This is a genomic window from Syntrophales bacterium, from assembly GCA_023229765.1.
GTDB lineage: Bacteria > Desulfobacterota > Syntrophia > Syntrophales > UBA5619 > DYTH01.
In genome coordinates, this window is the sequence record JALNYO010000048.1 from 1 (window position 1) to 23,140 (window position 23,140).

Here is a 23,140-nt window from a genome sequence, read left to right on the forward strand (position 1 = left end):
GCTTAATGTTCATAATCTATAAGTTCCCGAAAAGACCAGATTCCCGTTTTCACGGGAATGACAATTAACAACATTTCGGGAGAAATTCAAAGATCTCAGGTGATAGTCTTTCTCCCGGTCACAACGTAGGAAACAATTTTTCATCTGAAAATCCCACCCTTCAGCTCATTGAATTCAACTTCCCTCCCCTTGAAGGGGAGGGTAAGGGTGGGGATGGGGTCGCCCTGCAATTTCCATCCCCCTTTGTGACGACAGGCCGTCATGAAAGTTTCTCTTATGTATGCGCGTCCGCGTCGTCGGAAACGGGAAGCAGCTCCAAATTTTTCAGCCCCATGATGAAAATCAGCCCCATCAGCGCAAAGATCCCGACAGAAACCATCATTTCCACCGGGGAGGGGAAAAATGTCCCCGCCATTCCCCAGGTGCCTTCGATATGGCCCGGATAAAGCGGCAGCGGCTGGGCGGTCCCCGGCACCACCAGGGCAAAACGCTCGCCGAAGATGCCGACGACAACGAAAAACGCGGCAGTGAGAACCCATTTCAGAGACTTGCGCGTGCGGGGATTTATTAAAATAATCATGGGGATCACATAGGCGCAGACGATTTGCAGCCCCCAGAATATCCAGGCAAACGGCCCCGTCAAAAGCCAGATCACCGCGTCGCGGTGCGGCGGGTAAAAATGGGTCAGCTTGTCAATAAAAACCAGCAGCGTCAAAAAGGCGATCAAGGCCAAAAGCAGCCGGCTCAACTGAAAAATGATATCCTGATCGAACTTCCGCCCGGTAAACTTGAAGACAAAATATATTGCCAGGATGAGGAGCGCCAGACCGGAGACCATCGCCGCCGACAGAAACTCCAAGGGCTTGATCGGGGAGTAGAAGATGGGGCGGGTCGCAATGAAGCCGAAAATCGCCCCTGTGCCCATGTGCACCAGCGACGCCCAGCTTACCGCGACAATCCCCATGATTTTTGTGACTTTCTTGTTCTCGGCAAAGATAAAGCTCAGGTAGATGAGGCTGATCAGGAAATAGCCGCCATAGAGAATCCCGTTGATCGCGAACATCGAACGCATGTTGTTCATCACGAAAAACGCGAAAAGACGCCAGCTCTTCTCCGGCCTGCCCAGGTCGAGGACGATGCCGAGCATCGCACCGAGGATCAAGACCAGCGCCATAAAGACCGCAAGCCTCGCGATCGGCCGGTACTGCTCTTTTCCGAAGACATAGGTCAAAGAAGAGAGGATAAGGGAGCCGGCGCTCAGACCGATCAGATAAATCGCGAGGATGATCGGCATCCCCCAGGGTACGACGCTGGAGGAGCCAAGCGTGTTATGCCCCACTATGTACATGATAAAGAACCCGGCAACCCCGACCAAGCACAGGGCGATCAGCGCCCATTGCAGTATCGCAAAGTTACTTGACCGGCCTTCCATTTTGCTGAATGTTAATTTATGCACATTAGACTCCGTTTTCATCGGAAACTACCTCATTTAGGTAAATAATAGACTTTGGGGTGCGTGGAGAGCTCTTCCCGGAGCTGGAAGCTGTCCCGCGACGCCAGCGTTCGGGACACATTGCTTTTCGGATCGTCCAGATCGCCGAAAATCCTCGCTCCGGAGGGACAGGCCTCGACGCAGGCGGGAACGACCTCCGTGCCGATCTTCTTCCCCTCTTTCAGACCCTGATCGATGCGGTGGAAACAGAAGGTGCACTTCTCAACCACGCCGTGGGTTCTGGTCGGAAACGGCCAGGGGCCCCATGACTTGCGATCGGGCGGAAGGTCGTGACGGGAGTACTCCTTTTCTTCCTGCTCCTTGCCGTTGAAGTTCCGGGCCCCGTAAGGACAGGCGACGATGCAGTACTTGCAGCCTATGCATCTTCTGAAATCCTGCACGATGATTCCGTCCGCCCTTCGATACGTGGCCTCCGCAGGACATACCGTCACGCAGGGGGCCTTATCGCAATGCATGCAGGGCATCGGGATCAGTTCCGTTTTTACCGAGGGGTACCTGCCGCTGGTCGCGGCGATCATCTTGTTCCAGAAGAAATCCCTGCGCTCCTTCTGCTCCTCGGGCGAGCCATGCGGGACATTGTTTTCCGCCTTGCAGGCGACCGTGCACGCCTGACAGCCGACACACTTGTCCAGATCAATTACCATTCCCCACCGTGGCATACTTTCAGCTCCTTATCTAAGCCTTGTAAACCTTGACCCTCGTGTTGAAGAAGGCGGACTGGCCGCTCAAAGAGTCATAATCCAACCCTGTTATTTCATTGGGATTAACGCCAATGCCCGTCTGCCATTTGCCGTAGGACCAGTGGCCCTGGCCGGTCGCCATCGCCACCACCTCCGGATGGATTCCCTCGGAAAACTTGACCTTTGCCCGGATTTTGCCGGAGGCGGACTCCACCCAGACAAAGCCGCCGTTTTTAAGCCCCAGCTTCTTTGCGGTGTCCGTGTTCATCTCGGCGAAAACCTGCCAGCCCACCCCGCACATCGGCAGAAACGCCTCCTGCGCCCACGGGTAATTCTGGCTGCCGTTTTCGACGACCATCAAGGGCTGGTAGGGGAGCAGCACGAGGGGAAAGGCGGATGCCTCTCCGAGGAACTTCGGCGCCCCGTAATGGGGCAGGAAGCTCAAGTCGCCCGCCGCCGCCAGTTTCTTCGCGGCAAAAAGCGCCTTCATATTCCCCGAATAAAACTCGAATTTCTTGGAAGGGGTGGCGAACAGCCGCTCATATTTGCGATACTCGTAATCATTCCCGATCCATACCCCCGTCTCGACAAACTCTTTCCAGGACAGAAGCGACGCGGTGCGGTATTTTACAAACCCCTCGGCGTTGTCGCCGAGGCCGGCAAATGCATTTGCGACAGCGCCACCGGTCTTTTTGGCGATTTCAAAAATTACCTCAGGAATCGGCCTGTTCTTTCCCCGCAGGGGGACAACGGGCTGCTTGAGTTTCAGCTCCGCAAAGCCGGAACCGGGAGGCGAAAAATCATACGCCCACTCTTCAAGATAGGTCGTGGCAGGCAGAATGATGTCGGCATCGAACGCCATTTCGCTTACGAACGGGGCTATATGAACGTAAAACGGGATTTTTCTGAGTGCTTCGTCCCATTTTTCCATCCCTGGGGAAAGCATGTTGAAGTTGCTGTTGAAGCCTATCGCCATCTCCACCGGGTACGGTTCGCCCTTGAGCAGCGACTCCGGAATCTGATTCGTAACCACCTCGGCCAGGGGATACTTTGCGGTTTTTCGCAAATCCAGGGCCGGCTGGCTTTTGCCCTTCTTCGCGATTCCATCCTCGGCGATCCCGGGCATCGGCGAGAATTTGACGCCTTCCTGGTAGATAACGCCGCCCGGGACATCAATGCTCCCGACCAAGGCGTTCAGACAGGCAATCGCGTAGGCGGTGTACGAACCGTTCGTCCAGTCAACCGCTTCCCTGCCGCCGATGGCGATTGCCGGCCTTGTCCCGGCGAACTCTCTTGCCATTTTGCGTATGTCGTCTGCGTCAACACCGGTAATTTTTGCAACCTCCTCCGGGCTGTACTCGTCGAGCGCCAGTTTTTTGTAGGCGTCAAACCCCGCCGTCCAGCGGCTCACAAAAGCGCTGTCGTAGAGATTTTCCCGAATGATAACATGAGCCAAGGCCATCGCCAAGGCGGCGTCCGTGCCAGGATTGATCGGCGCCCACAAATCGGATTTAGCCGCGGTCAGCGAATAGCGGGGATTGATAACGACGATTCTGGTGCGGTTCGGCTTCTCCCTGCGCATCTTTCCCCATTTGCGGAGCAGCCGGGCCAGCGGCCGGGACGACTCCAGGATGTCCGCTCCGAATGCGAGGATGTAGTTTGTGTTGTCAAGGTCGTAGGCTACATCGCCGTAACGGCCGTCAGCCATCCAGTTGCCCGCCTTGAGCGTCTCCGCCTCGAGCGCGTCCCCGGAAACTAGATTGGGCGTTCCGTAGGCCTCCGCAAAGCGGGCGATCATATCCTCGCTGCTTCTCGTGTTAAGACCACTGAACAGCAGGAGCTTGTGCGGCTCCTCCTTCTGCCGGATCGCCTGGAGGCGTCTGGCAATTTCATCGAGGGCCTCCTCCCAGGAAACGGGCTGCCATTTCGGATCAACCCCCTTTCCCTTCTGGGCGTTTGTCCTCTTCAACGGAAAATTCACCCGCCCCTGATCGTAGAGCACCTGCAGCCCCACGTAGGCGCGGGGGCACACCTTACCCTCCGAAACGCGGGAAAGCGGATTGCCGGTGATCTTGACCGCCTTGCCACCCGCCACCCGCACCTTGATTGCGCAGCGGGCGGGACAGTTGATGCAGGAGGTGTTGATCCATTTTTCGTCAAGCGGCGCGGCAGCGCCCGGAGGGACAGGATCAGAGGAGTGGGTAATGGCGGGTCCCAGTATCTGACCGGCCCCGATGGCGACGCCGGTCAAAGCCGACAGCTTGATGAAGGTTCTTCTGTTAAATTTTAATCCGCCTGGCTTTTTCTGACTGACAGCATCTTCGCTTTTCATTTGATATTCCTCGGAAATCCCAGGATTATAAACCCTCCCCCGTTGGGGTGGCGGGGCAAGAGGCAATATTTGTAAACGGTGCGGAAAACATGAGCTTTTCATGTCATCCGCACCAGGCAGGTTACGCAAGCAGTTCCTTGCACGCCTTCGTCAGTTCCGGCACTACCTTGAAGAGGTCATCGACGATGCCGTAGTCGGCGCGGGCAAAGATCGGCGCCTCGGCATCCTTGTTGATCGCCACAATGACCTTGGAGGAGCCCATTCCGGCCAGATGCTGGATCGCCCCGGAAATGCCGCAGGCGACATAAAGATTCGGGGAGACGATCTTGCCGGTCTGGCCTACCTGATCGGTCTGCGGTCTCCAGCCGGCGTCCACCGCCGCGCGGGAGGCCCCGACCGTGGCGCCGAGAACAGCCGCCAGTTCCTCAATAATTACGTAATTCTCCGGGCCCTTCATCCCGCGGCCGCCGGAGACGATGATGGTTGCCTCCGTCAGATCCACCTTGCCGCTCGCATCCTTCTGCACCTCCAGCACCTTGGTTTTTTGTTTTGCTGCATCCAGGGCCGGGTCAAATTTCACGATCTCCCCGGCCTTCGGATTCTCGACGGCGGGAAAAACGTTCGGCCGGAGAGTGGCCATCTGCGGAAAAGAAGAAATCGCTACCTCGCCGAAGCACTTGCCGGCGTACATCGGCCTCGTCAAAAGCAGCTTGCCGTCCACGATCTTCGCGCCAACGCAGTCCGTCCCCATGCCGGTGGCGAGTTTTCCTACCAGACGCGCGGAGAGGTCCCTTCCCTGGGTCGAAGCGCCGAGAAGCAGGATCGACGGATCGTTTTCCTTGACAATCTTCGCCACCGCCGCCGAATGGGCGTCGGTCGTGTAGGGCTCGAGCTCGGGCGCATCCGCCACAAAAACCTTGTCAACCCCATACTTAGCCAACTGTCCGGCGATCCCCTCGATCCCCGAGCCGCAGAGAACCGCACCTACCTCTTCTCCCAGCTCGTCCGCCAGCTTCCTTGCCGTGCTGGCCAATTCAAAGCTGATCTTGCGGAGGGCGCCGTCCCTCTGCTCTGCAACAATCCATACCCCTTTTGCCATATTTCTATCCTCCATTTATTAGGAAAATTAAATAACCTTCGCCTCTTCCCGAAGCAGTCGGGCCAGTTCCTTTGCCTTCGCCGCCGGGTCGTCCCCGCAGACTATCTTCCCCGCGGCGCGCGCCGGAGGAGGCACAAATTTGACAACCTTCGCGTTTGCCGAAGGCGTTACACCCAGGGCGGCGGCATCTTTCACGTCAACCGGCTTCTTTTTCGCCTTCATGATCCCGGGAAGCGAGGCATAGCGCGGTTCGTTGAGCCCCTTCTGGGCGGTAACAAGACAGGGGAGTTTTGCTTCGATCAGCAACTGTGCCCCTTCAATCGGTCGGATAACCTTGATGGCCCCGTCGGCATAATCAAGTTTTGTAATAATCGAAACCTGCGGAATATCAAGGAGATCCGCCAGAATCGCGCCCACCTGCCCCTGGTCGCCGTCAATCGCCCGCTGTCCGCAGAAGATGATGTCCGGATTAAGCGCCTTGAGCGCCGCCGCCAGCGCGGAGGCCGTCGTATAGGCATCCGCCCCGTCAAAAGCCGGGTCGGAGATATGAATCCCCTTGTCCGCGCCCATCGCGAGGGCTGTGCGGATCGTTTCCATTACCCGCGCCGGACCTAAGGAGATTACGGTAACTTCGCCGCCGTTTTTCTCCTTCAGACGGAGGGCCTCTTCCACCCCGTATTCGTCATAGGGGTTCATGACCCATTTGATGCCGCCCTCCTCAATGCCTGAACCGTCGGCCTTTACCCTGATCTGCGCTTCCGTATCCGGAACCTGTTTTACACATGCAACAATATTCACATTCTCCTCCTTTTCGTGATGCGCCGGGACAGTCGCTGTCGCTCTTGCGCATCCGCTAAAAAATTTGTTGCTACCCGAGGTAATTGCAAAACCATTTGTCATTCCCGAAAGCGAAGCTTAATGTTCATAATGCCTCTATCGGGAATATGGTTTTTCAAGCCGTTAGAACCAGATTCCCGCTCAGAATCGTTGCGGGAATGACAAGAATGGGGAGTTTTGCAATTACCTCACCCTTTAATTTATTTTACATTCAAACACAATCGATTTGCATCCTGCCCGTTTCACCCTCAACACCTTTACAGCCTGTTCTTGATCAGATCATTGACGACCGCCGGATCGGCGAGCGTGCTGGTGTCGCCGAGGTCCCCGATCTCGTTGGCGGCTACCTTCTTCAAAATCCGCCGCATGATCTTGCCGCTCCGGGTCTTCGGAAGCCCGTCCGCCCACTGGAGCTTCTCCGGCGTCGCGATGGGGCCGATGACATTGCGCACATGCGCGACCAGTTCCCTTTTCAGCTCGTCCGATTTTTCGATTCCCGCCTTCAGCGTCACATACGCGTAAATCGACTGCCCCTTGATCTCGTGCGGATAACCGACGACGGCAGACTCGGCGACCTTCTCGTGGGAGTTCAGGGCCGCCTCCACCTCGGCGGTTCCCATCCGGTGGCCGGAGACGTTGATCACGTCGTCAATGCGCCCGGTAATCCGGTAATAGCCGTCCTCGTCCCGGAGCGCGCCGTCCCCGGCGAAATAGTAGCCGGGAAACGATTCGAAATAGGTCGCTTCGTATTTTTTGTGATCCCCGTAGATGGTCCGGGTGATGCCGGGCCAGGGCCGCTTGATGCAGAGGGCGCCGCGGGCGACCGTTTCCTTGAGTTCCGCGCCGCTGGTATCATCTACCAGGGCGGGAACCACCCCCATGATCGGCAGCGTCGCCATCGCCGGCTTGATCGGAATCGCGCCGGGCAGCGGGAAAATCATGAAGCCACCCGTCTCCGTCTGCCACCAGGTATCGACGATCGGGCAGAGCCCCTGGCCGATGACGTTGTAGTACCAGAGCCACGCCTCCGGATTCAGCGGTTCCCCTACCGAGCCGAGAATCCGCAGCGACGACAGGTCAATCCCCTCCACCCACTGGTTCCCCTCGCGGGCGATCGCGCGGATCGCCGTCGGGGCCGTGTAAAACTTCGTCACCTTGTATTTTTCGACGATCTGCCAGAATCGGCTGTAGGTCGGGTAGTTGGGAACCCCCTCGAACATCAGCGACGTGCCGCCGTTGCACAAGGGGCCGTAGAGGACGTAGCTGTGGCCCGTCACCCAGCCGATGTCGGCCGTGCACCACCAGATGTCGTTTTCATTGATGTCGAAACCGAGTTTATGCGTGTAGGCGATAAAAAGCAGATAGCCGGCGGTGGTGTGCAGCGCGCCCTTCGGCTTGCCGGTGGAACCGGAGGTATAGAGGATAAAGAGTGGATCCTCGGCGTCCATCCACTCCGGCTCGCAGAAAACGTCCGCATGCTCCATCTCCTCGTGCCACCACAGATCGCGGCCGGGCGTCCAGTCGATCTTCCCCAGCCGCTCGCCGACCCTCTTGACCACGATTACCTTTTCGACCGAAGGGCACTCCTTCAGCGCCGCGTCGGCGTCCTTTTTCTGCGGAACGGCTTTTGCCCCGCGAAACGAGCCGTCGCAGACGATCAGGACTTTCGCCAGCGAATCCTTGATCCGGACGGCGAGGGCGTCGGGGCTGAAGCCGCCGAAGACGACGGTGTGGATCGCGCCGATCCGCGCGCAGGCCAGCATCGCAATCCCCGCCTCGGGGACCATCGGCATGTAGATGCAAACGCGATCTCCCTTTTTAATCCCTTGTGATTTTAAGACATTGGCAAATTTTGAGACCTCCCGGTGGAGCTCCCGGTAGGTTATTTTCCGCTCCTCCCCCGGCTCGTTTCCGACCCACAAAAGCGCGATCTTATCGCCCTTTTTTTCGAGGTGGCGGTCAAGACAGTTGTACGACACATTCAGCTTCGCGCCGGCAAAATACCTGACGCTGATCGGCCCCTTGCGGATGTCGAAATTGGAATCCTCAACCTTCTCCCACTTTTTAAAAAAGGTCAGATATTCATCGGCCTGTTTCGCCCAGAAGGCGGGAGGGTCGTCGAGAAACTGCCGGTAGAGCGCTTCGTACTCCTGGCGGCTTTTTATATACGATGCTTCCGTTACCCTTTTCGCCGGCGGATAAACCTGCTCCAACTGTGTTTTTTTCGCTTCTTCCATGGCATCCTCCTTATAAGGTTGTACCAGACGACAGCGTTTTGTCAAAAACACGCCCCAGAAATTCCCGGTCAAACCACGCCCTCCCCGACCGCGAAGGAAGTTTTTACGTACCCTGACAGTCAAATGAGATCACTGTTGCATGGCGATTCAGCAACCATGAACGACAGTCACTATTTGACCATAAGTCAGAAACACGCCCTATCGGCATTATCTCAAGGTCCAGCCGATGTCAAGGAATATTTCCTCCCTCAACTGCACTTCGCCGACGCTGGTTCGGGCGCAGGCTGTCACGCTGAGGCAAAAGAAAAACGTCGGCAAGAGCCCTCGGAAAAAATGTGTATCTTTTGACACACCAGCATCGTCCCGCCGTGGCAACACCCCGCTTTCGGGCGGCACGGGCCTGTTTTTGTTTTTGCCGGATGAGCGCCCTTCAGGAAAGCGCTCTTACCAAGACGAAGGCAGTAAATACGAGTGGTCCCGGGAAAAACCCGGCCCGCTTGCCGGCTTCTTTCCGGATCGTTGTGCGGCGCCGAGGGGCTATTGGCATGTCTGTTGCTTGATGTCCCCGGCAACTGTGCGCGGAGGGATTTTCCCCGCCCGTATTCGGGCTTGACAAGGCCGCAAGGCGGTGATAGTTTCCGCGCCACCGGTAAAAAATCTAATGAAAGGAGGAAACGCCCCCGATAATTTTTCGAAAAAGCGGTTTTTAAAAGGGATTTTTTCATCCCTCGCCGGCTTCGGAACCGGCTGAAGAAGAGACCGCGGCAGTAGAGGCGCAGCGTGCGCCTTTATTGAAGTTCTCCCCATGCCCGTGGGGGGTAAAAAAACAACATTCAGGAGGAAAAAAATGAAGAAGTTATTTGCAGCATTGCTCGTGCTCGGCCTGATCGTGGCCGTGAGCGGGACCGCGTCCGCCGTGGACGTAAAGTTCGGCGGGTCGTACTATGTGGCCGGCGTCTATGACAGCAACCCCAACGTGCTGGAAGACAGCTATTCCCGCGCCTTTTTCTGGCAGCGAATCCGTTTGGAGCCGGTCTTCAAGATCGCCGAAGGCTTGACCTTCACCGCGCGGGTGGACGCAATGGAAAAACAGTGGGGAAACGCCTACTGGTTTGGCGCCGATGATGAAACGTTCAGCCGGACTACAAATCCTGTAGGAGTCAACCCCAAAATTCAGGAAAGCATGGAGTGGGAACGGGGCTATGTGAATTTTAATACCGGAATCGGCGCCTTCCAGGTCGGCTATCAGCTTGCCGGCGTTTGGGGAACCGTCTTCGCCGACAGCACAGTCACCCGACCGAGAATCAAAATGACGACGAAGGCAGGCCCGCTGGTAATTGTCGCTCTTTACGAAAAATATACTGAATCCACCAATAACACCATTGCCGGCACCAACGGTCTCACGGATGCGGAAGGCGACGGCTATGTTCTCGCGCTTCTTTACCCCTTCAAGGGCGGGCAAACCGGTATCCTCAACGTTTTCCAGAATAAGGCTGATGGAAGGGTAAGTTTAGCAAATCCAAGCCGTTTAAAGCTTTACCTCTTCGAACCTTTCGTGAAGGCTACCTTCGGGCCGGTTTACTTTGAGGCGGAAGTGGATTACATGACAGGCAAGTTAGCTGAGTTCGAAGCGCCTTCTGCTGCTGCGGATGTGGATATAAGAAGCTTGGCAGCCTATGCAATGTTAAAGACCAGCATGGGGCCGGCAACATTCGGCGCCCAGGTAGGCTATGCGAAAGGCGATAGCGACGGCAATGCAGATGGCAAAAGGGAAGACCTGCTGGGCGGCGGCAACGATTGGGCTCCCGCGCTGATCCTGATGAGCCTTGACCTGAACACCTGGTCCATGGGTGGTATAAACTCTGCCAACACCACAAAAAACAATATGATACTCTTCAACGCCTTCGGTTCATACAAGCTTACTCCGAAGGTTGAGCTGGGCGCCGCTCTTACCTATGCGAAAAAGGATAAGGTAGCAGCCGGCTGGGATAAGGATATGGGAACGGAATTTGACGTCACGGCAACCTATAAGCTTTACGACAATCTGACCTATATGGTCGGGGCAGGCTATCTGTTTGCCGGCGATTACTTCAAGAGCGGCGTTGCCGCTGCGAAGGTTGACAACGACTACATCCTGATGAACAAACTGACCCTCAACTTCTAAGGGAAGGATTGTTTAGTTTCACGGGATAATTCAAGCTTGGCCCCGGGGAGCAATCCCCGGGGTTTTTTATGGGATTATCTATGCCGATTAAAGGGGTCCCCCATCAGGATTAAGGCTGGGATTATGGAATTCATCCAACTACCTTTTCTGCATTCGCGGACCAGAAAATATTGGGAGGTGCCTTTTATATGATTATCAAAGTAAGATTGCTGATAAAATACTTGACTGCAAGATTAAATATAGCTACCATGCTGTGAAAAGTAGCTACCGAAAAAGGAGGGTCGCCATGATTAGTGCGGGGATAAAAGATGTCAAGAACAACCTGAGCCGGTTTTTAGTTCAGGTGAAAGCTGGGGAAGAGATTCAGATCACTGAAAGGGGAATTCCCGTTGCCCGGATATTGAAGGAGAATTATGGAGATATGTCCATCCGCTCAGTGCTGGGGCACTTGGTTCAGAGAGGGCTGATCGCTTTGCCGAGCAGGAGCATCCGGAAAGACCGTATCCAGGCGGTAGAAGCACCGGGAAAACCAGTTTCGGAAATAGTGATAGAGGATCGGCGGTGAACGGCAGATGATTCTGTACCTCGACACGAGCGCACTGGTAAAACGATACTTCAAGGAACCTTATTCCGATGAGATCATATTCAGATGGAAATCGGCCGTACAAATCGTCACATCCTTTGTCGCTTACGCGGAAACGATGGCTTCCATAAATCGAAAGAAACGGGAGGCGGAGCTTGCCGATACACTGATCCGGGAAGCAGTGGACTCTTTTCTTCGGGACTGGGAGAGCTTTATCCGTGTGGAGGTCAGCGGCGAAATCAATGGTTACATAGATCGGGTAGTTGAAAAATATCCTCTTAGAGGTTTCGACGCAATCCATCTCGCATCGGCGCTGGCGATCCGGGAAGTGCTTCCTGAAGATTTCGTATTTGCCTGTTTTGACGACAGGCTCTCCCGCGCTGCTCGGTCGGAAGGATTGCAAACTTTTCCACCTGAAGATACAGCTGGTTAGTGCACTCAAGATCGAAACCATGGAGGTCTGAAATGCAGGTTTACACTTATTCAGAGGCCCGACAAAAATTAGCCTTTGTTCTTGAACAAGCTGAAAATACTGGAAAGATTGTAATAAGAAGAAAAGATGGTCGCACCTTTGCCCTGATTCCGGAGAAACTCCTCTCTTCCCCACTGGATGTGCCATCAATCAAGTCCAATATTACAACGCAACAAATAGTCGATATCGTTAGAGAAGGAAGAGAACGGGATTAATAAGAGAAAACAACAATGCCGATTTATGAGTATGAGTGCTTATCCTGCGGCCAGAGCTTCGAGCGGGTGATGCGGCTTACGGAAGACGCTCCCCCCTGCCCATCCTGTGGAGCTTCCCAGGTAAAAAAACTTGTCGCCCCGTTTCGGACAAACGCGTGGGCGAATTTTCTCGACGGGATGGAAAAAAAGGTAAGTCGATAAATTGGATAAATTGGATAAATTGGGGACAGCCACTAATTTCGAAGGAGCTCCCTTAAAAAAACACTAAATTTAAAGACCCCTATGGAGATATATGGCGAACTAACCGGACTGGCGCCGGCGGAAAAGAAGATGCTGGAGCGTCTGTACCAGAGGCGCGTCCCGGCGGATGTAATTGTTACCCCTGAGCTGGCGCGCCAGCTTGCAGAAATCTCCCGGGAGATCAATCGGCAGATAGGGCTGCTGCTCTCCCGTCGGGGGGAGGTCGCCTTCGTCATTGTCGGGTCGCACCACAGCATCATGATCCCCAGTCTCGACGCGTTTCGTTCTTCATCACGCCGTTTTCGAGGGCTCCGGCTGATCCACACCCACTTGAACAGCGAGGCATTAACGACGGATGACCTCGTCGATCTGGCGATGCTCCGCCTTGATCTGATCTGCGCCATCGAGGCAGGCGAAGACGGCCTGCCCGGGTACGCCCACATCGCCCATCTGATCCCCGAAAATCCGGAGGGGCGTTACTGGGAGATACTCCCGCCACTTCTTCCAGGTGCGCTCGATATTGATTTTACGTCGTTTATTGCCGCCCTCGAAGGAGAATTCGCAAAAAATCAGAAAGGGCGCCAAACTGAAGCCCGCGAGCGGGCGATTATCGTCCGGGTTGAAACAAATCCCGCTCGCGACGGCGAAGCCTCCGTCCAGGAATTGAAGGAATTGTGCCGCACCGCCGGGGTCGAGGTTTTCGACGCCGTCATTCAGCATCGTCCCCAGCTCGACCCGCGTTTTCTGATCGGCAAGGGGAAACTCTCCGATACGGTTATCCGCGCCCTGCAGATGGACGCAAACATCCTCGTCTTCGACCATGAGTTGACCGCCTCCCAGACGGGTTCCCTCTGCGATTTCACCGAGATGAAGGTGATTGACCGCACCCAGGTGATCCTCGACATCTTCGCCCGGAACGCCCGCAGCCGCGAGGCAAAAATCCAGGTCGAACTCGCCCAGCTCAAATACCGTCTCCCTCGGCTGACGAAGCAGGACTCGGGTCTCTCCCGGCTGACCGGCGGCATCGGCGGCACCGGCCCCGGCGAAACAAAGCTGGAAATTGACCGCCGGCGCATCCGCGACCGGATAACCCGGCTCGAAAAGGAGCTGAAGGACGCAGAAAAAGCCCGGGGACAACGGCGGAACCGCAGAAATAAACAGGGCATTCCGGTGATCTCGATTGTCGGCTACACCAATGCCGGCAAGTCAACGCTGTTGAACGCGCTGACAAAGAGCGCCGTCGCCTCCGCAGACCGGTTTTTCGCAACGCTCGATACGAAAAGCGCGCGCCTGCGCTTTCCACAGGACACCGAGGCGCTGATAACCGACACGGTCGGCTTCATCCGGGAGCTGCCGAAGGAACTCTTTGCCGCTTTCCGGGCGACGCTTGATGAGTTGCAGGACGCAGACATCCTGCTGCATGTAATCGACATAGCCAACCCGGCCTTCGAGGAACAGATCACGGCTGTCGAAAAAATCCTCGCGGAGCTTGACCTGGCCGGCAAGCCAACCCTCCGCGCCTTCAACAAGATCGACCGGCTTGCCGACCCCTCAACGCTCCGGGCCCTCTGCCGCCGCTTTAATGCAGTGCCAATCAGCGCCCTTGCCCCCGCCACCTTTCCCCCCTTGCTGGTCAAACTTGCGCGGATAATCAGGGACAGAGCCCCTATTTCGCTCGCGAAGTAGGGGCTCTGTCCCCGATTATCCGCGCGACCTTGCCTGGCCGCACAGGGGCTCTGTCCCTGATTAATCCTTTCCATGAAGGACGAAATATGATAGCGGGAATTCATGTTCACCATTAAAAAACAGATGATCGGGACGCTGCTTCTGGTCTTATTGACTTGCTATTCATCAATTAGCACGCTTTGGCGGAATTTTTCATCGTACCGCGAGGCGCCAGAGACTGATCCGGTTACCGTCCATGAAGAAAGGATCATCGCCCTCAAAGAATTTATGCCCGCTTCCGGAGAGGTGGGCTACATTACCTCCATTGCCAACGACAAGATATTTGCCGCCGAAAGGACATTCGCCAATGTCGAGTTTCTCGCCCAGTTTGTCTTGACCCAGTACACGCTCGCCCCCCTTGTTGTCCGCAACTCTCCCTTTTACCCGCTTGTCGTGGGAAACTTCATCGATGGCAGCCCGGCGGCGGGATTCCTGGAGGAAAACGGCCTGACACCGCTCAGGGACCTCGGCGACGGTCTGATTATCTACCGGGGGGAGAAAAAACCATGACGCCGCTTTTTGGGGTTTCCCTCCTCCTGTCTCTGGCAACCGGCTTTTTTGTGATTCGCCTCCTGCTTCCCGAACCGGCAGGAGAACGCGGCAGTCTGCCGTTTCAGCTCTTTCTGGGAGCGGGGATCGGCATCGGCCTGAGCTCCTGCGTCTATTTTCTCTGCATGGCAGCGGGGATCACCGGTCTGGCGCCGCTCCTCGATGGCGCACTGTGCCTGTTTTCCGGCGCCCTTGCCTTCTACATCCGGAGGCCGGCTAAACGCACCGGCGGAAATGCCCTGGCAGGACGCACGAAAAATGGCTTTGAAAAACTGCTGCTTACGATTTTTTCCGTTGAACTGGCGGCCTCTTGCGGGGCTTTTTTCTTTGCCTTTCTGAAGGAACCCCACGGCAGGTGGGATGCCTGGCTGATCTGGAACATGCACGCGCGCTTTCTTGCCCGCAGCGGCGAGGCGTGGCGCGAGGTATTTTCGCTGCCGATGGACTGGAGCCACTGGGACTACCCGCTTTTGCTGCCGCTTTCGATCGTCCGGGGCTGGAAATACGCCGGAGCTGAGGGCATCTACATTCCCGCAGCCTTGGCCTTTATCTTCTTTTTGCTGACGGCCGGCCTGCTGCTTTTTGCCGTAAGTCGCCGCCAAAACCTCGCCGGCGGCCTCCTGGCGGCGATGCTCCTGCTGGCAACCCCCTTTTTCATCCTGATGGGAATCTCCCAGTTTGCCGACATTCATTTTTCGTTTTTTGTCCTGGCGACAATCGTTTTACTCTTTTTACCGGAACATTTTCCAGAGAAAGGCTTCGGCACGCTGATTCTGGCGGGAATCGCCGCCGGTCTGGCAGCGTGGACAAAAAACGAGGGGTTGCTGTTTTTTCTGATCGCCGCCCTTGTCCTTGCGACGGCAACCGCCTTTAAGCGGGGCGGGAAAGCTGCCGCGGTGCGCAGCGGCTGGTTTCTGGCCGGGGCGCTGCCGATCCTGCTTTTTGTGATCTACTTCAAGATGCAGCTCGCGCCGCCCAACGACCTGGCGAGGGGGTTTGCCGCCGACGCTTCCGGTTGGTCAAAACTGACCGATCTGGGCCGCTATGGAACAATCGCCAAGGCCTTTTTCATCACCGGGCTCAACTTCACCCAGGGGCCGGTCGATCTGCGCATCGGGATGAAACTGAATTTTGGCGCCGTCAACATCCTGCTGCCAGTTGCCTGGCTCTGGTTCATGGGCGTCAACCGCGACCCCAAGAACCGGATCGGCGTCATCTGCGCCGCTGCCATTTTGCTCCTGATGCTGAGCGGCTACTTCGCCGTGTACCTGCTCTCCCCGCTTCCCCTGGACTACCAAATCGCCACGTCGCTGAACCGCCTTTATCTCCAGCTTTGGCCGTCCATTGTTTTTCTGTTCTTCATGATGGCCAACCAGCCGGAGAATGATTGGCGATATCCCCGGAAAAGTCCTGCGGCGGCCCCCCAAAGAACGGCAAGCAAAAGTTCCTCGCCCCGGCGGAAGCAATCTCTCCCCAAAGGATGAAATAAATGGAAAAAACACTCTCGGTCATTATCCCCGTTTACAACGAAAAGAAGACGATTCTTCCGGTAATCGAACAGGTTCTGCTGCTCGATTTTGTACTGGAGGTAATCGTTGTGGACGACGGCTCGACGGATGGAACAGTCGCCCTGCTCCGGCAGACAACCTTCGACAGTCGCGTCAAGCCCTTTTTTCATGACAGAAACATGGGGAAGGGGGCGGCATTGCGCACGGGATTTGCCCATGTCGCCGGGGACATTGCCACGATTCAGGACGCCGACCTGGAGTATGACCCGGCTGAGTTTCGCGAGATGATCAAACCGATCAACGCCGGCGTCGCCGATGTCGTTTACGGCTCGCGCCTTTCCGGGGGAAAACCGCAACGCGTCCACCTCTTCTGGCACAAACTGGGAAACGGGCTGCTCACCCTCTTGACCGATGTCCTCTACAACATCACCTTGACCGATATGGAGACCTGCTACAAGATGTTCCGCCGGGAAGTTCTTGAAACAATAAGGATAAAATCGAACGGTTTCTCCGTCGAGCCGGAACTGACGGCAAAGATCTGCAAAAACAAACACTGGCGGGTTTATGAAATCCCGATCTCCTACTACGGCCGCAGCTACGCCGAGGGGAAGAAAATCACCTGGAGGCACGGCGTCTCCGCGCTGTTTACACTCTTGAAGTATCGTTTTATGGATTAACCCGGAAATTTCTGGTTGACAGCCAGTCGATTCTGTTCTAAGGTCGGCCAACTTTTTTCCAGGGGAATACGATGAAAACGCACACAAAGATGACAGGGGAATGCAGGAAGCAAAGCGGACTTGGCACGGGTCTCCTGCTTGGCCTCGTCCTTCTCGGGCTGGGTCGCGCCCAGCACCCGTCGCTTTCAGGATAGAGTACTGCCCCCGACAAGTTAACGTATCCTAAGGCCATGGGTTTGAAATCCATGGCATTTTTGTTTTTGGAGAATATGCCGTCAAGATTTCCCTTCCCCCCCGGGGGAGGGAAAAGGCAGAGGAAGAGCAGGACAACAAAGATGAATTATTTTAAGGGAGAACAATATGTATGAAGTTATCTGGCATGGCCGCGGCGGTCAGGGGGTAGTCATAGCCGCGCAGATACTGGCCGAATCTGCCTATCTGCACGGGTTCAAAGGCGTCACCTCCGCCCCCACCTTCGGCCCCGAAAGGCGCGGGGCGCCGCTTACGGCCTCAACCCGCATTTCCGATACCCCGATCCGAACATTTTCGCAGATAGGGATGGCGGACATCGCCGTCGTTCTCGACCCGTCGCTGCTTGACGTGGTTGACATCACGGGCTCGCTGAAGCCGGGGGGATTGCTGATTGTCAACACCGCCAAGAGCGCGGAGGAAATCGGCAGGGAAGGCAACACGGCCACGCTGGACGCGGCGGAGATTGCCATCCGGTTTCATCTCTTCAAGGAGGGGGCGCCGATCGTCAACACCCCAATGCTCGGCGTCTTTGCCAAGGCGTCGGGACTGGTATCGCTTGCAGCTATGGAAAAGGGGCTCAAATGGAAACTGTCCGGAACGGCGGCGACCACAAACATTGCCGCCCTGAGGGCGGCCTACGAAGAGACAATAATTAGGGACAGAGCCCCTAATTATAATGGCTCTGTCCCTAATAAAGAAAGGTAAGCTATGGAAATAAAAGACGACAATATCTCCGCCATGTGCAGGCCAGCCATCGGCGAAGCGGGGCGAACCGGCGACTGGCGCGACTCAACCCCGGTCATCGACCCGGCCAAGTGCATCGCCTCGCTGAAGAAACGCCCCGCCTGTTATCTTTGCTGGCTGTACTGCCCAGAAGGGGTGGTCATCACCGGCAACCCCATCCGGATCGATCTCGACTACTGCAAGGGGTGCGGGATTTGCGCCGAGGAGTGCCCCGCCCAGGCGATTGCGATGGTCATGCACGAGGAGGCAAAACATGAGTGAAGTCAAGATTCTAACCGGAAATCAGGCAGCGGCGGCAGCCGTCAAGCTCTGTAAGGTGCAGGTAATATCGGCCTATCCGATCACCCCTTCCACCTCGCTTACCGAAACGCTCGCCGAATGGATCGAACGGGGAGAACTGAAGGCCGAGTATGTCCGGGTGGAAAGCGAACATTCCGTGATGACCGTCTGCGTCGCCGCCTCCACCGTCGGCGCCCGCGTCTTCACCTCGACCTCTTCGCACGGTCTGCTCTATATGCACGAACAACTGCACTGGGCCGCCGGCTCCCGTCTGCCCATCGTCACCTGCGTCGTCAACCGCGGCGTCGGCGCCCCCTGGTCGATCTTCAATGACCAGCAGGACTCGATCGCCCAGCGGGACACCGGCTGGATTCAGCTCTACTGCCGGGACAATCAGGAGATCATTGACACCGTCATCCAGGCCTACCGGATCGCCGAGCAGGCCTACTGCCCGGTCATGGTCTGTTACGACGGCTTCGTCCTTTCCCACACGATGATGCCGGTGGAAATCCCCAACGCCGAAAAGGTAAACGCGTTTCTGCCCCCCTACAAACCCCATACGTTTCTTTCCCCGGAAGAGCCCCGGAATATCAATCCCGTCATCTTCCCCAGCCAGAGAAGAGACGACCTGGGCATCCTCCGGGATGGCTACATGGAGTTTCGCTGGAAACTCCAGAGCGCACTGGAAGGGGCCAGGGAGATAATCGTTGCGACCAATCGCGAATACGCGGAGAGCTTCGGCCGCGACCACGGCGGGATGCTCTGGAGCTACAAAACAGACGATGCCGAGGTCTGTATCGTCGGCATGGGTTCGCTCGCGTCCGAGGCAACCGCTGCGGCCGACCTCCTCCGGGAGGAGGGAATCCGCGCCGGCGTGGTCGGCATCAGGGCTTACCGGCCGTTTCCCCGCATAGAGGCGCGCGCCGTCCTCAAAAAGGCACCGGCCATTGTCATCTTTGAGAAGAACGTCAGCTACGGATACGAAGGAGCCCTTTCGGCCGATCTCAAGGCGGCCCTTTACGGCACGGGGATAGACGCGCCCGTGCATAACTACATCGCCGGCCTGGGCGGCCGCGATGTGAAAGCCGCTGAACTTGCCGAAGCCGTCCGGGCTTCGCTTGCCGATATCGCAAGCGGAACGCGGGAACGGCAGACCTGGCTTAACTGTGTAACGGAGTAAGAAAATGCCGGAAAAACTCTTTAATGTCAATCAGAAGGAATACATACTGCCCGGGAACCGCTCCTGTCAGGGATGCGGTCTGGCCCTTGCCTACCGCTACATCCTGAAGGCCCTCCGGGAAAACACCATAATGACGATCCCCGCGAGCTGTCTTACGGTTCTGCACGGCCTCTACCCGACGACCTCGGTCAATGTGCCTTGCCTGAACTGCACCTTTGCCAGCACCGCCGCCTCGGCCTCCGGTCTCGTTGCCGGCCTCGCGGCGATGAACCGCACCGACACGACGGTGGTCGCAATGGCCGGCGACGGGGGCACCTTCGACATCGGGATTCAGGCCCTTTCCGGCGCCGCCGAACGCGGGACGGATTTCATTTATGTCTGCTACGATAACGAAGGTTATATGAATACGGGCACTCAGCGCTCCAGCGCCACGCCGATCGGGGCGCTGACGACCACCACCCCGGTGCTGACGAAACAGCAGAACAAAAAAGACATGATGAAGATCATGGAGGCCCACGACATCCCCTATCTGGCAATGATGTCCCCCTCCTACCCGGTTGACCTCTACGACAAGTTTGTCAAGGCGAAAAGGATAAAGGGAACCAGGTACATGCAGATCTCCGCCCCCTGCCCGCCCGGCTGGGTCTTTTCCCCGAGGGACACAGTCAAGCTCGGCAGACTCGCCGTTGAAACCGGCGTCGTAGTCTTGTACGAGATCGAAGACGGCAGGCTGCGTCTCACCGGCCGCAGCAAAACACTCGCGGAAAAGGGGAACCGCGCGCCGCTGGTGCAGTACATCGAAAAACAGGGACGTTTCAAAAAGATGAGCATGGAACAACTGGGGAAGATGCAGAAATGGGTGGACGGCAAGTGGAACGAATATCTGAAGCGGGCCGAAGGATAACAGACAGTTTCGGCGCCTGGCGCCGAAACTTTTCGCTTTATGAACATTAAGCTGCGCTTTTATACCCCTATTGCAAAACCATTTGTCATTCCCGAATGTCTCTATCGGGAATATGGTTTTTCAAGCAGTTAGAACCAGATTCCCGCTCAGAATCGTTGCGGGAATGACAAGAATGGGGAGTTTTGCAATTACCTACCCTTTGTGACGGCAGGCCGTCATGAGGATTTCAAACAAAAAGCTCTTGCCATGTTTCTATCCGATAACGGTCATCACGAGACGCACGCCCACCGCCCCGAGGGCAAGCGCCAAGGCGCGGATGATCCAGTTGCCGTGGATTCTGGTTGAAATAAGCGCGCCGGCTTGAGCGCCGAGCAGGACGCCCGCGGATAACAGCAGCGTGCGATGCACTCCCTGGTGGAAAGAGCCGGTCGCGATATGGGTTATGGTGCCAGCCAGAGCCATGTTGGCGAGAACAAAATGCGATGTTGCGGTGGCAATGTGGACGGGAAAGTTCAGAAGACGCACCAGCACCGGCACATGGATGATCCCCCCACCGATGCCGAGCAGGCTTGAGAAATACCCTACCGCAACGCTTAAGGAAACCCCCAGCCTCTGATTGTAGAAAAAATGGTGTTCCGTCCCATCCCTCTCGATTACCGTGCATTTTCGATGATTCGGCAAACAGGGTGTCTCTGTCCTGCCCGCGGGTCTGACGATCAGAAAAACCGCAAGCAGTAGCAGTAAAACACCGAAAATACTGTCAAAAAGACGCCTCGGAATATAGGCGGTGGTAATCGCGCCGAGGATCGCCCCCGGTATCGTCGCCGCGGAGAAGATGATCCCGGATCGATACTCTATGCGCCCCATCCTCGAGTAAGCATAAGACCCGGAAAGTGCATTGAAAAAGACAACGGCAAGCGACATACTGGTTATGGTCTCCGGCGTATAGGACGGATATAGCAAAAGCAGAATCGGAACCAGTATAAAACCACCTCCGGCGCCAATCAGGGTGCCTAAGGCGCCGATAACAAATCCCAGCGGTATCAACCAGATATTTTCCATCAACATGTTCCGTTCTCATTATTCAAGTAACGGTGCCTGGCACCGAAACTTGAATTTTTCAAAGCGCCTGCTTGACAAGCTCGGCATAGCGGGCTGAGGCGCCGCGGGCCGTCGCAATCGCCCGCCTTCCCGCTTCCCCTTTTTCGTGGAGAAGTACTGGATTATCAAGCAGCCCGCAGATGCCGGCGTAGAGTTCCTCCGCGGTGTGGATGGTTATTCCGGCCCCCGCGGCGCGCAGCAGCGTTTCCTCGTCGCGAAAATCGTCCATATAGGGGCCATGAAAGACGACCTTCCCCCAGGCGGCGGCCTCAAGGATGTTCTGCCCACCCTTTTTGACAAGGCTTCCCCCACAGAAAACAACCGTCGCAAGGCTGTATATTTGGAAGAGCTCGCCGATCACATCGACCACCAAAACCCGTTCGCCGTCCCATCTCTGCCCGGCATTGAGCTGCGACATCCTGATAAAATCAGGGAACCCGGCCCGGCGGAGCAGATCGGCCACCGCCTGCGCCCGTTCGACATGGCGTGGAACAATGCTCAGCTTAAGCTCGGGACGGCCCTCTAACAACCGGCGATAAACATCAATAATTACCGATTCTTCCCCCTCATGGGTGCTTCCCGCGACAAGGATTGCCGCGCCCGGCGCCACCCCGAGACGCCCGGCTGTCTCTTTTTGCAATTCCGGAGAGGCGGCCGCGGCGAAACCGTCGTATTTGGCGTTTCCGATAATTTTTATCCGGGCGCGATCCATCCCGAGGAGTTCTATTCTTTCGCCGTCGGCCTGGGAAATCATCCCGGTCTCGTCAAGCTCGCCGAAGACCCCCTTCCAGAAAAAACGCGTTCGCCGGTAACGGGAAAAGGAACGGGGAGAGAGCCTGCCGTTGACCATGACCACGCGAGTCCCCCGCTTGCGGCACAGACGGATGAAATTGGGCCATACCTCCGTTTCCACAGGGACAAAAACATCGGGGCGCACCTGATTGAGAGCCTTTTTCACCACGCAGGGGATATCAAGAGGATAGTAGATTAACAAGGCGCCCGTAGCCAGCTTGTCGGCCATCTGCCAGCCCGTTTCCGTGCTTACGGAAAGAATAATGCCGGCTTCGGGAAGAAGGGAATAAAGTTCCCGAATAATCGGGGCTGCCGCCGTCACCTCGCCGACGGACACCGCATGCACCCAGATCCTCGGCCTCCCCGTAAGAGATTTTAAGTCATTGGCGTGGCTCAAGCCCAACTTTGGCCCCAGTGAGCGGCGATACTTCCCCGTCAGCAGCATCTTCAGGCCATAATAGGGAAGGGCGAAAATGGCGGCAAAAAAGAGCAGCACGTTGTAGGCTAACGACCACATTTAAAACAATCACCCAGCGAACGATTAGAAAAATGGTAAAGTAAAACGTTCCCCTTCCAAAAATCAATTACCGGCCTGCCGCATATCACGGCTATCGGCGAAGCGCAAGGAAGCCGACACCCCCTTGGGCGGAAATGAGGAGTAGAGATGGCAAAGCAACTTTCAGAATTGATGAACAAACTGAATATCAAGCCATAATCATTGATTTTGCTTTCTCGGAAATTATGATATGCTTAACAACATACTAGACTAAAATTATTGCGTTTTTTGCGAGCGCTGTTATATGGGGCACACACGTGCCAATCATCGGCAGGAACGATTAACTTTTAGCAATCTGGCAATAATATCATGCTTAAAGTCCTCACTGAACTTGATATTTCCAAAGAGCGGCTTGTCTTTTATTCCGGAATCGGTCATGCCGCGAAAGCGCCGCAGTATTATGATATAAGTTACTTCAACGGCCTGCATGGCCGGGCGCTCCCGGCAGCGTCAGGCATAAAGGCGGTTAATCCCGACCTCAAGCTTATTGTTGAAAGCGGC

The 23,140-nt window shown here is 56.1% G+C and carries 22 protein-coding genes; 14 read left to right on the plus strand and 8 right to left on the minus strand.

All coding sequences use genetic code 11. The annotated features are described in order from the left end of the window. Positions 1-274 precede the first annotated feature (274 nt). The 6 genes from nrfD to acs all read right to left on the minus strand — a co-directional run bounded on the left by nrfD (position 275) and on the right by acs (position 8,698). Positions 275-1,474 carry a polysulfide reductase NrfD gene (gene nrfD / locus M0P74_16380; GenBank protein ID MCK9365164.1) on the minus strand — a complete coding sequence of 400 codons (1,200 nt, stop codon included), beginning with the start codon at positions 1,472-1,474 and terminating at the stop codon, positions 275-277. An 11-nt stretch (positions 1,475-1,485) separates the two neighbouring features. Continuing rightward, positions 1,486-2,172, minus strand: a complete 687-nt coding sequence (locus M0P74_16385) for a 4Fe-4S dicluster domain-containing protein (GenBank protein MCK9365165.1) — start codon at positions 2,170-2,172, stop codon at positions 1,486-1,488. A gap of 16 nt (positions 2,173-2,188) precedes the next feature. Beyond that, positions 2,189-4,525 (minus strand): molybdopterin-dependent oxidoreductase, encoded by a 2,337-nt coding sequence (locus M0P74_16390; GenBank protein MCK9365166.1) that lies wholly within the window; start codon positions 4,523-4,525, stop codon positions 2,189-2,191. A 121-nt stretch (positions 4,526-4,646) separates the two neighbouring features. Beyond that, positions 4,647-5,624, minus strand: coding sequence for an electron transfer flavoprotein subunit alpha/FixB family protein (locus M0P74_16395; GenBank protein MCK9365167.1), 978 nt, complete (start codon positions 5,622-5,624; stop codon positions 4,647-4,649). 27 nt (positions 5,625-5,651) lie between these two features. Then, on the minus strand, positions 5,652-6,422 hold the full coding sequence (locus M0P74_16400) for an electron transfer flavoprotein subunit beta/FixA family protein (GenBank protein ID MCK9365168.1): 771 nt from the start codon (positions 6,420-6,422) through the stop codon (positions 5,652-5,654). A 296-nt stretch (positions 6,423-6,718) separates the two neighbouring features. Next, positions 6,719-8,698, minus strand: a complete 1,980-nt coding sequence (gene acs / locus M0P74_16405; GenBank protein ID MCK9365169.1) for an acetate--CoA ligase — start codon at positions 8,696-8,698, stop codon at positions 6,719-6,721. 847 nt (positions 8,699-9,545) lie between these two features. Between acs and M0P74_16410 the strand changes: the two genes are divergently transcribed. The 13 genes from M0P74_16410 to M0P74_16470 all read left to right on the plus strand — a co-directional run bounded on the left by M0P74_16410 (position 9,546) and on the right by M0P74_16470 (position 20,190). Beyond that, complete coding sequence (locus M0P74_16410) at positions 9,546-10,862, plus strand: hypothetical protein (protein MCK9365170.1); 1,317 nt, start codon at positions 9,546-9,548, stop codon at positions 10,860-10,862. A 286-nt stretch (positions 10,863-11,148) separates the two neighbouring features. Then, positions 11,149-11,427 carry a type II toxin-antitoxin system prevent-host-death family antitoxin gene (locus tag M0P74_16415; protein ID MCK9365171.1) on the plus strand — a complete coding sequence of 93 codons (279 nt, stop codon included), beginning with the start codon at positions 11,149-11,151 and terminating at the stop codon, positions 11,425-11,427. Between the two features lie 7 nt (positions 11,428-11,434). Beyond that, a complete protein-coding gene (locus M0P74_16420) occupies positions 11,435-11,878 on the plus strand; it encodes a type II toxin-antitoxin system VapC family toxin (GenBank protein MCK9365172.1) in 444 nt (147 codons plus the stop codon). A 32-nt stretch (positions 11,879-11,910) separates the two neighbouring features. Next, positions 11,911-12,132, plus strand: coding sequence for a type II toxin-antitoxin system Phd/YefM family antitoxin (locus tag M0P74_16425; GenBank protein ID MCK9365173.1), 222 nt, complete (start codon positions 11,911-11,913; stop codon positions 12,130-12,132). Between the two features lie 15 nt (positions 12,133-12,147). After that, entirely contained in the window at positions 12,148-12,333 is a 186-nt protein-coding gene (locus tag M0P74_16430) for a zinc ribbon domain-containing protein (GenBank protein ID MCK9365174.1), read from the plus strand. 81 nt (positions 12,334-12,414) lie between these two features. Beyond that, a complete protein-coding gene (gene hflX, locus M0P74_16435; protein ID MCK9365175.1) occupies positions 12,415-14,058 on the plus strand; it encodes a GTPase HflX in 1,644 nt (547 codons plus the stop codon). A 102-nt stretch (positions 14,059-14,160) separates the two neighbouring features. Next, positions 14,161-14,607 carry a hypothetical protein gene (locus tag M0P74_16440; protein MCK9365176.1) on the plus strand — a complete coding sequence of 149 codons (447 nt, stop codon included), beginning with the start codon at positions 14,161-14,163 and terminating at the stop codon, positions 14,605-14,607. Further along, positions 14,604-16,130, plus strand: a complete 1,527-nt coding sequence (locus M0P74_16445; protein MCK9365177.1) for a hypothetical protein — start codon at positions 14,604-14,606, stop codon at positions 16,128-16,130. Before M0P74_16440 ends, M0P74_16445 begins: the two co-directional genes overlap by 4 nt. Positions 16,131-16,135: 5 nt before the next feature. Continuing rightward, positions 16,136-16,831 (plus strand): glycosyltransferase family 2 protein, encoded by a 696-nt coding sequence (locus tag M0P74_16450; GenBank protein MCK9365178.1) that lies wholly within the window; start codon positions 16,136-16,138, stop codon positions 16,829-16,831. 360 nt (positions 16,832-17,191) lie between these two features. Next, entirely contained in the window at positions 17,192-17,788 is a 597-nt protein-coding gene (locus tag M0P74_16455) for a 2-oxoacid:acceptor oxidoreductase family protein (protein MCK9365179.1), read from the plus strand. A gap of 3 nt (positions 17,789-17,791) precedes the next feature. Beyond that, complete coding sequence (locus M0P74_16460) at positions 17,792-18,088, plus strand: 4Fe-4S binding protein (GenBank protein MCK9365180.1); 297 nt, start codon at positions 17,792-17,794, stop codon at positions 18,086-18,088. Then, entirely contained in the window at positions 18,081-19,286 is a 1,206-nt protein-coding gene (locus M0P74_16465; GenBank protein MCK9365181.1) for a pyruvate ferredoxin oxidoreductase, read from the plus strand. The genes M0P74_16460 and M0P74_16465 overlap by 8 nt, the downstream gene beginning before the upstream one ends. A 4-nt stretch (positions 19,287-19,290) precedes the next feature. Then, positions 19,291-20,190 carry a thiamine pyrophosphate-dependent enzyme gene (locus M0P74_16470; protein ID MCK9365182.1) on the plus strand — a complete coding sequence of 300 codons (900 nt, stop codon included), beginning with the start codon at positions 19,291-19,293 and terminating at the stop codon, positions 20,188-20,190. A gap of 252 nt (positions 20,191-20,442) precedes the next feature. Here the strand turns inward: M0P74_16470 and M0P74_16475 are convergent, their stop codons facing one another. Further along, the gene (locus tag M0P74_16475) at positions 20,443-21,258 is read right to left on the minus strand and encodes a sulfite exporter TauE/SafE family protein (GenBank protein ID MCK9365183.1); all 816 of its coding nucleotides are present in this window, start codon (positions 21,256-21,258) and stop codon (positions 20,443-20,445) included. Positions 21,259-21,310: 52 nt separating this feature from the next. Further along, a complete protein-coding gene (locus tag M0P74_16480; GenBank protein ID MCK9365184.1) occupies positions 21,311-22,600 on the minus strand; it encodes a 3-deoxy-D-manno-octulosonic acid transferase in 1,290 nt (429 codons plus the stop codon). Positions 22,601-22,948: 348 nt separating this feature from the next. Here M0P74_16480 and M0P74_16485 point away from each other — a divergent pair. Next, the coding region (locus tag M0P74_16485) for a thiamine pyrophosphate-dependent enzyme (protein MCK9365185.1) at positions 22,949-23,140 on the plus strand (192 nt) is incomplete at its 3' end.